Source organism: Candidatus Leptofilum sp. (assembly GCF_965223525.1).
Lineage (GTDB): Bacteria > Chloroflexota > Anaerolineae > Promineifilales > Promineifilaceae > Leptofilum.
This window is the reverse complement of the sequence record NZ_OZ245005.1, coordinates 430,590-444,570: the sequence shown is the minus strand read 5'-3', so window position 1 is coordinate 444,570 and position 13,981 is coordinate 430,590. Positions and strand designations below refer to the sequence as shown.

At 51.9% G+C, this 13,981-nt stretch carries 10 protein-coding genes; 5 read left to right on the top strand and 5 right to left on the bottom strand.

What is annotated here, in order from left to right; translation table 11 throughout:
* The 5 genes from ACOQPM_RS18985 to ACOQPM_RS18965 all read left to right on the top strand — a co-directional run bounded on the left by ACOQPM_RS18985 (position 1) and on the right by ACOQPM_RS18965 (position 6,899).
* Positions 1–861 (top strand): hypothetical protein, encoded by an 861-nt coding sequence (locus ACOQPM_RS18985; RefSeq protein ID WP_420631832.1) that lies wholly within the window; start codon positions 1–3, stop codon positions 859–861.
* An 83-nt stretch (positions 862–944) separates the two neighbouring features.
* Entirely contained in the window at positions 945–1,871 is a 927-nt protein-coding gene (locus tag ACOQPM_RS18980; RefSeq protein ID WP_420631831.1) for a hypothetical protein, read from the top strand.
* A gap of 103 nt (positions 1,872–1,974) precedes the next feature.
* The gene (locus ACOQPM_RS18975; protein WP_420631830.1) at positions 1,975–4,587 is read left to right on the top strand and encodes a tetratricopeptide repeat protein; all 2,613 of its coding nucleotides are present in this window, start codon (positions 1,975–1,977) and stop codon (positions 4,585–4,587) included.
* A gap of 205 nt (positions 4,588–4,792) precedes the next feature.
* Positions 4,793–6,439 (top strand): phosphoglucomutase (alpha-D-glucose-1,6-bisphosphate-dependent), encoded by a 1,647-nt coding sequence (gene pgm / locus ACOQPM_RS18970; protein WP_420631829.1) that lies wholly within the window; start codon positions 4,793–4,795, stop codon positions 6,437–6,439.
* A 283-nt stretch (positions 6,440–6,722) separates the two neighbouring features.
* Complete coding sequence (locus ACOQPM_RS18965) at positions 6,723–6,899, top strand: hypothetical protein (RefSeq protein WP_420631828.1); 177 nt, start codon at positions 6,723–6,725, stop codon at positions 6,897–6,899.
* A gap of 513 nt (positions 6,900–7,412) precedes the next feature.
* Here ACOQPM_RS18965 and ACOQPM_RS18960 read toward each other — a convergent pair.
* From ACOQPM_RS18960 to ACOQPM_RS18940, 5 genes are all read right to left on the bottom strand, one after another.
* Positions 7,413–8,201: an alpha/beta fold hydrolase gene (locus tag ACOQPM_RS18960; RefSeq protein WP_420631827.1), complete on the bottom strand. Its 789-nt coding sequence runs from the start codon at positions 8,199–8,201 to the stop codon at positions 7,413–7,415.
* A 71-nt stretch (positions 8,202–8,272) separates the two neighbouring features.
* Positions 8,273–8,674 carry a response regulator transcription factor gene (locus tag ACOQPM_RS18955; protein ID WP_420631826.1) on the bottom strand — a complete coding sequence of 134 codons (402 nt, stop codon included), beginning with the start codon at positions 8,672–8,674 and terminating at the stop codon, positions 8,273–8,275.
* A gap of 46 nt (positions 8,675–8,720) precedes the next feature.
* Positions 8,721–11,810 carry a GAF domain-containing protein gene (locus ACOQPM_RS18950; protein ID WP_420631825.1) on the bottom strand — a complete coding sequence of 1,030 codons (3,090 nt, stop codon included), beginning with the start codon at positions 11,808–11,810 and terminating at the stop codon, positions 8,721–8,723.
* 86 nt (positions 11,811–11,896) lie between these two features.
* A complete protein-coding gene (locus ACOQPM_RS18945) occupies positions 11,897–12,790 on the bottom strand; it encodes a response regulator (RefSeq protein ID WP_420631824.1) in 894 nt (297 codons plus the stop codon).
* A 19-nt stretch (positions 12,791–12,809) separates the two neighbouring features.
* Positions 12,810–13,946, bottom strand: a complete 1,137-nt coding sequence (locus tag ACOQPM_RS18940; RefSeq protein ID WP_420632428.1) for a shikimate dehydrogenase — start codon at positions 13,944–13,946, stop codon at positions 12,810–12,812.
* Positions 13,947–13,981: the final 35 nt, after the last annotated feature.

Genomic DNA, 13,981 nt, shown 5'->3' with positions numbered 1-13,981 from the left:
ATGTTTCAACGATTTATTGGCATTTTGCTGCTAATCATTGCCCTGGGCGGCATTGCGTTTTCGATCATCGGGGCACGTATGGGGCATCAGTTGGTAGATCGTGTTGCGGCCAGCTTTGCCCAAACGCTCGCGCAAACATCGGATAGCCTGGAAATCGTGTCTGAGACGCTACTGCTAGCCAAAAGCAGCATTGAAGATGTGAACACGGTGGTGACGACGGCCGAAACCACCGCCGACAATTTGGCAGAAACCGTGTCTGATACACGGCCGTTGCTCAACCAAATTGCTGTTGTGGCCTCAGATCAGGTTCCCAACAATCTGGAGACAATTCAAGAAGCGTTCCCCAGCCTGGAGCAAGTTGCCGGAGTCATTGATCGCACATTGGTCACGTTGAACAGCTTTCGCATTGATGAAGAAATTTTTGGCCTGAATATTGAGTATGATTTGGGCATTGATTACGAGCCTGAGATTCCGTTTGACCAATCGGTGCGCGAACTGAGTGATGGTCTGGAAGGGATTCCAGAGAGCCTGCGCGCTATGGAAGCGTACATCACCATCACCAGTGACAATTTGGAGACGGTAAGCCAGGATATTCGCACGCTGGCAGATGATTTGGAGACGGTAAACGACCGTCTCACCGAGTTCGATCCCATTTTGGACGAATATCTTATGCTCATCACCAATATCAACGACAGCACTCGCCAAATGCGCGCCCAAATTCAGGAAGAGAGCGAGCGTGTTAAAAGCGGCATTACATTTGCCATGATTTGGCTGGCGCTAACCCAAATTGCACCGCTCTATTTAGGCTGGGAATTGATAACCGGGCGGCGGGGAACGCCCGCTATCATTGCAGAAGCGTAAAACCCGCCACGGATTCCGCGGATTTAAACAAATAATCTTAAAAATCCGCGAAATCCGTGGCTAAATTTAGGAGGAAGAGGGAAATGTTTCGCAGAATTTCAGGATTTGTGTTGTTCGTTATTGGCTTGATTGGCGTTTTATTAAGCATTGGTGGCATTGTCTACAGTGGCCGTGCCGTGGATGCAGTAGTGATGCTGGTAGACGATACGCTGGGGCTTACGGGCGACAGCCTGGCGACGGTGGAAGATACGTTGGCACTGGCCCGCACCACCATTAGCGACGTGAATGCCAGCCTGGTGACGGTGGAAGATACGGCCGATTCCCTGGCAAAAACTATCGAGGATACCCAGCCATTGCTGGAAGAGGTGGCTCAAATTACCGGGGAAGATGCGCCTAACAGTATCGAATCGGTACAGGAAGCAATTCCAGCCGTAGCAGAGGTGGCCGGTGTGATTGATGATACCTTGCTCACGCTCAACTCTTTCAAAATTGAGGAAGAAATTTTAGGCTTTGAGTTGAACTATGATCTCGGTGTCAACTACCAGCCCACTGTACCGTTCGATGAGACGGTTTCTGGATTAGGTAGCAGCTTGGATGGCTTTCCCGATCGTTTGCGGGAGCTAGAACCCAGTTTGACAGATGCGAATGAAAATTTGGCAGCGGTGTCTGAAAATATTTATGCGGTTTCGGATGATTTGGCGGTTATAAACGGCCGTGTCGCCGAAGTAGATCCGCTGCTGGGTGATTACGTGGGGCTGATCCAGAACATCAGCAATACATTAAGCACCACCCAAAGCACCATTCAGGCACAGGCAGGCAATGCTAAACTTGCCTTGCAGATTTTGTTTGCCTGGCTCGGTTTTCTGCAATTTTCATTGCTTTACCTGGGGTGGGATTTGATGACCCGCACGGTGCTGGATGAGGAATCTATTGAAGAAGCCGTGGGAGAAGCGCTGGATGAAATTGAAGAGCAGGAGGCCAAAGAAAATAACGATGAAATAATGAATTGAGAATAATTAACAATGAATTGTGAGGTGGCATTTCATTCACCATTCTCAATTCATTGTTCACAATTCATTATTTTGTTAGGGGTGGGAGGAAACTATTTTTTATATGCAAAAATTGCGAAAATATTGGCACGTAGGTCTGGCTCTGATTGGGTTGGCCTGGCTGATTGCGTGTAGCAAACCTGCTCCAGCTACCAGCAACGTTCCCCAACCAACCAATGATTTAGCAATTCAGCCAACCCCCACACTGGCATCCGGTTTACCAACGTTGCCACCTCCAACCCCACAGCCAAATCAGGCAGAAGAGGTGGTGGGAACGGCCGTTTCCAACATTCCCACCGTCACACCTATTCCTACGGCCACTCCGCTGCCTTCGCCTACGCCAACCCCCGCGCCGCAGATTCGGCTTACGCTGGCTGAAGCACAGCTACACAACGGCGATTTTGCCGCCGCGATTGAAAATTTGACCGCTGCCAAGCAAATCCAGGAAAGCTACACTACCTCACAGCAGATGTACATTTTGCACCAGTTGGGCGTGGCGCTGCAGGCAGACGGCCGTTTTCCAGAAGCCATCACCGCCTTTGAAGATTTAGAAGCCCAGTTCCCCGACTCTGTGCCAACCGACGTTTACATGCGGCTGGGGCAGCTTCACGGTGCGTTAGGGGATAGCGAAGCTGCCATTGCCGCCTACCAATTTTACCTGGGGCTAAACCCGGAGATGGCGGCTTACGTGGAGCCGCTGCTGGCCGAAATTTTCGCCGCCAATGGCGAAACTGCCTCGGTGGTGGCCGCTTACGAGGCGGCGGTGGCCGCTCCGGCGCAGCGGCTGAAAGAGGTAGCCAATCGGCAGCGGCTGGCGCAGCTTTATGTGGAAAACGGCCGTTTCAGCGAAGCCATCCGCCAATACAACGCCATCCGCGACCTGGCCCGTACCGAATTCACCAAAGGACAGATGAACTACCTAGCCGGGATGGCTTATTTGGCGATGGAAGACACAGAAGCGGCGTACGGCCGTTTCCAACTCGGCCTCACGCAATACCCTCGCGCCTACGAAACGTACCTGGGGCTGGTGCAGTTGGTGGAAGCTGGCGTGATTGTGGATGAGTACCAGCGGGGCGTCGTTAACTTCCATGCCCAATCGTACCAGCCCGCCATCGCTGCCTTCGAGCGGGCTATTGCCATCAATCCAGATGATTTTCCTGCCGACGCTCATCTGTACATTGCCTGGAGCTACGAAGCGTTGGGCAGCGGCTCGGCGGCATTGGCGGCAATGGCACAATTTTCAGCACTCAGACCCGCCCTTGGCCTGTACGAAGAAGCCAATCTTCGCGCCCGTGCTGGGGAAGCGGCTGCCGCCCTGGCACGCTACCAGGAATATTTGGCGCAGTTCCCAGAAGGGGCCGAGGCACCGCTGGCGGCGTGGCGCGGGGCGAATGCGGCGGTAAATGTGGGAGATGTGGAAAGGGCCGTTTCCCTCTACACACTTCTCGGCACCGATTACCCAAATTTTGAAGAGTCTGCCGAAGCACTGTTTCTGGCGGGTTGGCTGGCTCACGGGGGCGGGGATGTGGAAACTGCACTGGATCGCTGGCATCAGCTCATCCTCAACTATCCGCAAACTGAGTACGGCGGTGCGGGCATGGTCTGGCTCCAGCGCACGCTGCCAGAGTACGTTCCAACCCCTACCCCCACCCTCAATCCAAACGTGACCATTGAACCCACAGTCACACCCTCAGGAACGCCAGCGGCAACGGCCGTTCCCCCACCTGCTCCAGACGACATCGCCAGCGACGTGCGGCGGCTGCTCCTCACCAATCGGCAGGTGGATTATTACTGGCTGCGGGCGGAGGGGTTGGCAGATGAGGATGAGCAGAGGGCTTTTGCGGGAAACGGCCTTTTCTTCCCACCAACTCCCTTTGAGCAAGAAAGTTTGCAGGCAGAAGCTGAAACTTGGCTGCGGGATTGGCTGTTGCTGGATGAAGATGCCTCGGTTAGCCAGCTTAACGCAAGCCTTGCCGGGGATCCCCGGCTGATTGTGGGCCAAAAGTTGTGTGATGCGGGTTTGTTTGAAGCAGCCAAAACCGAGTTCGAAAATCTGCGCGTTTCTGTAGCCGATGATGCGCTGCTCAGTTACCAACTCTCCCTTTACTTCCGCGACGTTGGCCTTTACCGCTCCTCGATTTTGGCGGCGATGAGCGTGCTCAACTTGTCCGGGCAAACCGTGTTTGAAGTACCTGAATTTATCGGGCAGTTAGCCTATCCGGTTTACTACGCCGATCTCATCTTGCCGCTGGCCGAGCAGTACGACTTTGACCCCCGCCTACAATTTAGCCTCGTGCGGCAGGAGAGTTTGTTTGAGAGTTTTGCCCGCTCCGGCGCGGCCGCGCAAGGACTCAGCCAGGTTATTCCAGATACGGGCTTGTACATCGCAAACTTGCTCAACTGGCCCAATTTTGTGAATGATGATTTGTACAAACCGTATGTCGGACTCAATTTTGGTGCATTTTATCTAAGCCAGCAGCTCAACAGCTTCGATGGCCACGCCCACGCCGCTTTAGCGGCATATAACGGCGGCCCCGGCAATGCTGCTCGCTGGTATGACCAGGCCGGTGACGACCTGGATCTGTTCGTCGAGACAGTCAATTTCCCCGAAACCCGCCTCTACATCGAGCGCATTTTTGTCGGCTTCGTAATCTACAACTTTTTGTACAGCGAGTAAGGCAACCGCTGGTATAATTGCCGCATCTGGTTAATACATCAGGGACTTATTCGCGCTACTTCAAGAAACTTGCCGTCTTTGCCACTGTCATTCCCGTGAAAACGGGAATCCACTATTGGGCAAGTATATGGATTCCCGCACAGGTGGGAATGACAGATGTAAGCAGGTTTGCGAATCAGTGTCCTGTTCAAAAAAGGAGCGACTCATGGCCTTGCACCCCCTCGCCGGGAAGCCAGCCCCCAGCGACATGCTTGTCAATATCCCTCGATTGATTTCTGCTTACTACACCACCCATCCTGACGCCAACAACCTCGATGAACAAGTGAGTTTTGGTACCTCTGGTCACCGTGGCTCATCGTTGGCGACTAAATTCAATGAAGCCCACATTTTGGCGATTAGTCAATCCATTTGCGAATATCGCCAAAAAGCGGGTATTCGTGGCCCGCTTTATTTGGGAATGGATACCCATGCGCTCTCAGAACCAGCACAGGCAACGGCCGTTGAGGTGTTTGCTGCCAATGGGGTGGAGCTTTTCATTCAGGCAGATTTGGGTTATGCACCCACGCCTGCGATTTCACATGCCATTTTGACGTTTAACAACAGCCGTTCTGGAACCCGCGCCGATGGCGTCGTTATCACCCCCTCCCACAATCCACCAGACGACGGTGGCTTCAAATACAATCCGCCCGAAGGCGGGCCAGCTCCCTCAGAAACCACCAAAACCATCCAGGATCGCGCCAACGAAATTTTGGCCGACGGGCTGAAAACCGTGAAGCGACTGCCGCTAAAGCAAGCCATGCAGGCCAGCAATGTGCATCATTACGATTTTATGATGCCGTACATTAACGACTTGGAAAACGTGATTGATATGGCGGCGATTGCCCAGGCTGGCCTTAAAATTGGTGTCGATCCAATGGGGGGTGCGGCAATTGATTATTGGGAGCCGATTGCAGAGAAATATGGACTGGATTTAACGATTGTGAATACGGCCGTTGACCCCACCTTCCGCTTCATGACCGTAGACAAAGACGGCAAAATCCGCATGGATTGCTCCTCGCCGTATGCGATGGCCAGCCTCATTCGGCTCAAGGACGACTTTGACATCGCCTTTGGCAACGACCCGGATGTGGATCGGCACGGCATTGTCACCAAGAGTTCTGGGCTGCTCAATCCGAACCATTATTTGGCGGTGGCAATCTGGTATCTGTTCCAGCATCGTCCGAGCTGGCCAGCGGATGCCGCCATTGGCAAGACGCTCGTCTCTAGCTCTATGATTGATCGCGTGGCCAATCATCTGGGGCGGCGGCTGGCGGAGGTGCCGGTCGGCTTCAAATATTTTGTGGATGGCTTGGTGGATGGCTCGTTTGGCTTCGGCGGCGAGGAAAGTGCGGGCGCGTCCTTCCTGCGGCACAACGGCAACGTGTGGACCACCGACAAAGATGGCATCATTTTGAATTTATTGGCGGCGGAGATTACGGCCGTTACCCAACGCGACCCCGGCGACCAATACCAAGAACTGGAAAACCTATTTGGCAGCCCCGTCTACCAGCGCAGTGACGCCCCCGCCAGCCGTGAGCAAAAGGCGATTCTCAGCAATCTGTCGCCGGAGATGGTGAGTGCCAGCACAATGGCGGGCGAGCCCATCGCCGCCAAATTGACCCACGCACCGGGCAACGGCGCAGCCATCGGTGGCCTGAAGGTGGTGACGGAGAATGGCTGGTTTGCAGCACGGCCGTCTGGCACTGAAGAAATTTACAAAATCTACGCCGAAAGTTTCAAAGGCGAAGACCACCTACGCCAAATCCAGGCCGAAGCTAAAGAAATTGTGCAAGCTGCGTTTGATAGCGCTTAGGTTGTATTATGGAGGCTACTTTTAGGGAACAAATGATCTTAACCTGTCATTCCCGCCTGCGTGTTGAGGGGAGGACACGTTTGATTTGAAATAAAACGTTCATCAAGGACACTTCAAAGGTAATTGAAAGCGTACTACGGCATGTTCAAGCGGGTCTTCCACCAGATTGCGAGGTTGTGGTGTTAGCTGACCGTGGGATTGGCAACTCGTCAGACCTGTGCCGAGCCATTATTCGATTGGGTTGGTACCACTTGTTCCGGGTCCGGCCAACAGCAAGATCGTTTTGCCTGAAGCGACTCTCAGAATTGTGGAGTTGGTTGACCGGGGTCAATGTCGCTCTGTAGAGGGCACGCTTTTTATCTCGACAGGCGGTCTGGCTGGCTGGGCGCATGCGCTATGGGATGCCGAACACAAAGAACCCTGGGCTCTGGTGACGAACGACCCGTCACTCTCCGGCTGAGAATACGCCCAGCGAAACTGGGAAGAGCGGGGCTTCCTCGACCTCAAGAGTGGTGGCTAGCAATGGCGCACAAGCCGCATCCGTTGTCCGGCTCACGTGGAGCGGTTATTGGTCATCTTGGCCATCGCTTATGGTTGGTGTTTAGCGCTGGGCAGTGTCGCTGTACAACTAGGCAAGGCTCGAAAACCGCTTTTACGCACTGACGGGACATTGCGACGCTATTGGAGTCTTTTCAAAGAGGGAATCGCGTTCTTTTTTGAACAAGTGCAAAGATTTGGTGTGTTTGTCGGTCTTTGTTTTTATCCTGATTTCCGTTTTACTTAAAACATGTCCTCCCCTCAACGTGAAAACGGGAATGACATCATCTTATTGTCTGTAAATAGGGTAAAACCCCCTGCCTTTCAGGCAGGCCGTTTTCAACCCCACAATGGACGGAAAGCATAAAAGGGTTTGATACAGGCTACAAGCCGGTAGTAGTTGACTTTGGTAAAGGGTGACAAGATGGAATGGGAATTAGCGAATACGCCGGGTCCAATACTCTTTGATGGTGAGTTCGGTGAGGTCGGCACTGGCGATGATGAAATCGAGGAGGAGGCGGTTGAATTTGGCTTTTTCTTGCAGCATGGGGAAGTGGTGGCACAGGTCTAGCTCCACATAAAAGCGGTCGTTGATGGATTGCTGGAGGTAGCTGTACTGACCGTTGGGGGGCAGCACAAGACTATCTTGACGGCCGTATACCATCAGCAACGGCGTTTCCAGGGCAGTAATATCAGGAACAAAGTTCAGACTGTTGATTTCTTCCATAGATTTGGAGACCGCCATTGGGTCTACCTTGCGGATTTCGCTGTCTAGCTCGCTGAAGCTTTCACGACCCAAAACGCGGCTAATCATCGAGCCTGTGTCTGCGCCTTGCAGCTTGTTGGTGAGGTAATCGCCAGCCACTGGCAGCGAAATGGTGGCCACTTTGTGGACATTGTCTTTGTGTGCGGCCGTATAGCGCAGCGCCACCACCGCACCGAGCCCATGACCCACCAAAATGACCGGGCGAGCCACGCCCAGCTTATCAATGAACTGGTCTACCATTTTCACATAATCATCCAGCGAGTAAGCATCTGGCACTTTGCTGGAATCGCCGAAGCCCCACAGATCAAAGGCGAAGGTGCGGTAATGGGCGGAGAGGGCTTGCATTGACGGCCACCAGTAGCGCCAGGAGCCAACCCAGCCGTGAATGAAAATCAGCGGCTGGCCGCGCCCAAGCACTTCGTAATGAATCAGTTGGCTGTCAATGGTAGTGATGCTCATGTTTAGCCAGTTTTTACCTTAATATCTGTGCAAATGTTCACAGAGATTGATGAGATTAGGCTTAAATCCTCTTAGCTCTCTTTTTCCTCTGTGGCTTTCTCAGAAGGGTTTTCGTTCAGAACCTTGTTGATGGTGTTGACCAAAGTGTCCGGTGCAAACGGTTTTAAAATGTAATCGGCTGCGCCCACGTCTAATCCAGTTTGTATTTCTTGCTCTTGCCCTTTGGCCGATAAGAAAATAATAGGAATATCTTTCGTCGCATCCATCGCCTTCAGGCGACGGCACGCTTCGTAGCCAGTCATTCGGGGCATGCGTACGTCCATCAATATCAGGTCGAAATTTTCCGTTTTTGCTTTTTCAACTGCCAAAGAACCGTCTTCAACGGGGGTTACATCGAAACCGCTGAACTGGAGGGTTAGCACAACCAGTTCGCGAATATCTTGATCATCTTCGGCTATTAAAATTTTTGTCATAATGTTTCTTTCCAATTGAGCAACTTACGCATGATTGAAAAAATTGCTAGGTTGGGTCGCTATCTTCTATGACGACCGGAATATTAAACGTAAAGGTGCTGCCTTTTCCCACTTCGCTTTCCACGCGCAGCCGCCCACCGTGCATTTCGATCAGGCTGCGAACGATGGCCAGCCCCAGACCAGTGCCAGGCACTTGCTGCACTTCTGAATCCTCGGCGCGGTAGAAGCGGTCAAAGATTTTGTCTAGATTCTCTTTGGCGATGCCGATACCGGTGTCTGTGACGCTAATATGTACGTAACTGTGGGTGGCTTTGGCACCGATGGTGATACGGCCGTTGTCCGGTGTGTAGTTCAGCGCATTGTCTAGCAGATTGGTTAGAACCTGTGTAATACGGGCGTGGTCGGCATTGACCAATGGCAGCCCTGGGGCGATATTTGTGTCCACTTGGATCATGCGGGCTTCGTGTTGGATACGGCCGTTTAAATGTCCATCTACCACCTGTTCGATGATTTGTGGGATGTCTAATGGCCGTAAATCCAGCCCCGTTTTGCCCGTCTCGATTCGCGAAATATCCAACAAATCGTTTACCAACATGTGTAGCCGGTCAGCATTATTCTTAATCACTTGCAAATATCGAATTTGCGGCTCTGTCATCTGTCCGGCAGCCCCCATCAGCATTAGGTCAGCATATCCTTTAATAGAAGTCATTGGGGTGCGTAGCTCATGAGATACCGTAGAAACAAATTCACTCTTGAGCTTGTCTACCTCTACTTCTTTCGTGATGTCTCGGAAGATAGAAACCGTGCCGTAGAACTGATTGTCAGACAACACAGGTGAAAGGTGGACGCTTACAAATTTGTCTTCAATCACTAATTGGTCAGCCAGATACGTCCACTGCTCAATTCGATCCGCATTGTTGGCCCAATCGTTAATGGTGTGAATCCACGATTCGCCAAAATGGCCGTAAAGTCCCAGCAGCTCATTGATTGACTTGCCCAAAAGCTGATGGCGTGGAATGTCCAAAATATTGCAGGCGGGCAAATTGGCAATATCTACCTCGTTGTGACTGTCGGCCACAATTACGCCGTCGGCAATACTTTCCAAAATTGCTTCCAGATTCGCTTTTTGGATGATTTCAGTACGCAGCATAGAGCCGAGCTGCTCTGCTTGTTCAAAAATTAGTTTGTACAGGCTAGCGTTGTTAATGGCATTGGCTACCTGAATAGCGGCTGCTTCAACCAGGTCTAGCTGCTGATTGGTGAAGGCATTTGGCTCCGGGTGGAACATCATGAGCACGCCAATCACTTCTTCATCTTCATTGGAGATGAGCGGGACGCCCAACACAGAGCGATGCTTGCGGCTGGCTTCGCGCTCTAGCCAGCGGGAATCCTCAAGGGCATCATGCACAATGACGGCCGAACGGTTTTCCATCATCCATCCAGCCAGCCCTTCATTACGCATCATGCCGCTGGGGATGCCGCCGGGCGGCACTGGCCGTTCGTTGCCAATGGCCGCCTGGAAGATCATTTCGCCCGATTCCTGGTCTATAAGCAAAATAACGCCCTCGGTGGCGTTCACCACACCGTTGACCAGATTTAATGCTTGGTTCAGTACCCGATCCTGATCCAGGCTAACGGATAGTTCGGACGTAATGCGTAGCAGAATCTTAACGCGGTTACTTTCATCGTTGAGTGCCTGGGTGCGTGTCTCCACGCGCCGATCGAGCGTTTCGTTAAAGGCACGCTGCTCTTCAAATAGCTTGGCATTTTGCAGGGCAATGGCTACTTGCACCCCAAACGTGGTGGCCCAACTGACGTCTTTGTTGGTAAACCGCACCGGATGCTGACTGTCTGCCAAAATTAAAATCCCGTCCAGATCATCTTCACGCTGTAGCGGCACGCCCAACACTGATTGAATGCGCTCTGGCTCTGGCAGCCGTATCTCAGTTTGGTCTTTTTCTGTGAGCCGATTGATGAAGGTCGGCTCGCCAGTTTGGGCAAGCTGAGCCACAAAGCTGGCAGCATCATTTTTGTCTAGCGTGGTGCCAGTGAATTCGGTAGCACCGTGTCCAGCGGCGGCGCTGCCTACAAATTGGTTTCCTTCAAGCTGCCAAATATAGGCTCCGTTTACGTTGAAGATGCGACGCCCTTCGCTGCAAATGAGGTTGAGCACGGTTTCTCGATCCAGGCTGGAGTTGAGCGCCAGGCTGACGTTGCCCATTGCGCCATAAAACCGTTCTCGTTCGTAGGTATCTTCAAAAATGAAGGCGATTTCCAGGGCAGAGGCGGCTTGGTTAGCCAGGGCGGTGAGTAGTTTGCGTTCGTGCTGGGTGGTGCTGGGCAGACGGCCGTTTGCACTGAGTAACTGAATAAAACCATATGTCTCGCCCGTGAGCACCAGGGGAACCAATGTGCAGTGCATCGAGTTGGTTGCCCATTGCGGCAGGGGCAGGTTTGCGGCCGCCTCGTTTACCAAACGCACGGTCATGGTTTGTTGGCGATTTAATACCTGGCTCAAGGTGGCTGAGTTGGGAATGGGATAATGGCTGCCTGGGGTAGCAACGGCCGTTTCTGGCGCGGCCGTTGCTTCTTTTAACACCACCAGTTTGTCCTGGGCTGGCAGCCATTGGTAAATGGTGCAGCCAGTGGCGTTTATTGCTTCAATTGCCTGGTTAGCTAGCGTTGTCAAAATGGTTTCTTTGTCTAGCGTGCTAGAGAAGGCATTGCTGCTGTTGAGCAGCAGCTCAAAGTCACGGTTGCGGTCTACCACTTGCTGAAAGAGCTGGCTGTTTTGCTGATGGTCAGCATCAGCAGCGGGTAGTTGTGGCGAGAGAACGATTTGTACCAGGCGGTTGCTGTTGAGCTCAACAGTGTGGCTGTGAAGGGTAAGGGTTCGGCCGTTCCCAACCGAAATTGTGGTGACAAAAGGGGGTTCCAGGCAATCTAGCCAGCGGTCAGCAGAAACAATCAAATGATCAACAGCTTGCAGTGATGAAACGTCAGACGCCAGGCCAAGTAATGCGCCTGCGGATTCATTGAAATATAAAATCGTGCCGTCCGTCTCAGCTATGAGAATGCCTTCATGAAGGCTGTCAAACAAACTCCAAATCATAGCTGAGGTTAATTCTTTTTCCATCTTGTGTATCAAACCTCAGCCGTTACTTCTGCTTTACACGATCGCCGGATGCCGCTCAAAAGCGGGCAATGCCAGTGATAAGTTATCTATTGCTGGGCTTGTTTATCTCTATCCAAACGACGCATTTCTGCGGCTGTTTCTGTGATTTCGCGAATATCTGAAAAGCGTTGTGTCTTGTCAGAAACAATCCCAATTGAAAGTTTCATCAACGGCACCAAATTACCGTCTGGCTGCATAATGCCTCCCTGTTCACGATCGATAAAGCTGTAATGGGAGAGAATGCCTTCGTCAAACTGCTGGCGCAGCTCATTAACCATAGAGGTTATATTTTCGGTCTTGGTGACCAAAACAAAAGTGTTGCTGGTAGCATGGCCCACAAAATCGTCTAGCGTACCATGCTCATCATCTACCTCATTGAGCAACAAGGTGGTGAAGCGAAGCACCTCATCGCGGGCCAGGAAGCCGTACTCATCGCTAAATGGCTCAATGTGATCAATGCCAATTTGCAAATAAGTCCAATCTTTGGTTCGCATTAACGCCCGTAGCTGATCTTCAATGAGGCGGCTGCTGGGCAGGCCCGTGATGGGGTCTGTCATGTTGTGACGCTTATAGGTATTGATGGCGGTCCGCACGCGCAGCTTTAGCTCTTCAATATCAAACGGCTTGGTGATGTAATCATCCGCGCCCAATTCCAAACCAGCGATGCGGTCACTCCTTTCATCTTTTTGGGTGAGGAAGATGATGGGAATGTGACTGGTGCGGGTGGTGGTTCGCATCACTTTGCACACTTCGTACCCATTCATGTCTGGCAGCATAATGTCCAGCACGATGAGATCTGGCAGCTTTTTGCGGCAAATCTCCAGGGCATCGTTGCCACGAGCAGCCACGTCTACGTGGTAACCTTGCCCGGTAAAGAAGATGCGAAGCATGTTCGAAATATCAAAGTCGTCTTCTACTATTAAAATACGGCCGTTGCTCATGAGCTTTTTCCTTGGCAGATCAAAGATTTACAGATTCTAGATTATTTGGGTCTAGGTACGGAACGGCAGAGACAGCATTTTGGTTAGATAAATGGGCAGCTTTGACAAATGCTATTTTGTCACTTGTTACGGCGCGCTCGAAACTTCTGAAGCCGCCAAGCCTAAAACCATGCCGTTTGGCGATTGTATCAATTGTCTGAACTTGCGACAATTTTATGTCTTTACCTAGCGTGAAAGAAACGTAATTTTTGTCGAGTGCAAGCGCCATTGTCTCTGCCATACAGGCATATGCCATTTTTGGCGGGAAGCCAAAGTCAAAATTGAAGATAACGGGGCCGGGAATTTCTACCATGCCGCCTTCAATGACTAGCACATCGGGGCGTTGCTCTGACACTTGCTTAGAGACATCGCGGGGGCGAGATACATCGCATACTACAGCCCCCTGACGCAAATGCTGAGGTTCAATAATGGCATCCACAGCACTAGTAACTGTGATGATGAAATGTGCCTGAGCGATATCATCAATGTTTGCCGATACCTGCACGTTTTTGCCACCTTGCTGGCGAACGGCTGTAGCCACTTCATTTAGTTTCTCAAGCCGGCGACCAATCAGGAGTATCTTGCCGCAATCTCGGGCAAGCAGTTGGGCACAAACGGAACCAATGGCTCCGGTAGCACCCACAATAGCAACGGTTGATTCCGCCAGCGGTTTTTCCAGCAAAACGGCCGCTTCCCGAATCGCATGGGCCGCCTGTGCTACCGTATAGCTATCCCCGGTTGTTACGGGGATGTTAAGCGATTTGGCAATGGTTTTGCCGCCATCCCCCACAACCGAGGTGAATGCGCCTAACCCCAGGATTTGTGCGCCCAGCTTTTCTGCCAGTTTGCCAGTTTGCACAATTTTGCGGTAAACCAGCCTGGTGGGGAGGCGTAGCATCATATTTGGCGTGAGCGGGCAAGCGACGAACCAACCTTTGAGGGTACGGCCGTTTTCTACCGATTGCACCCCTTCAATTTCTGAAACCAGGACAGGAGGGTAAAAAATGGATAGAAATTCAATGAGCCAGGCAGGTAACTTACCCAACGCAGGATATTTGCGACTCACATCGCGCTTTGGGTTTAACGGATGAATGATAAAGGCAAAACTGTCCTGCATAATAAAGTTGAGTGTAGCCGGTATGAATTTCTGTT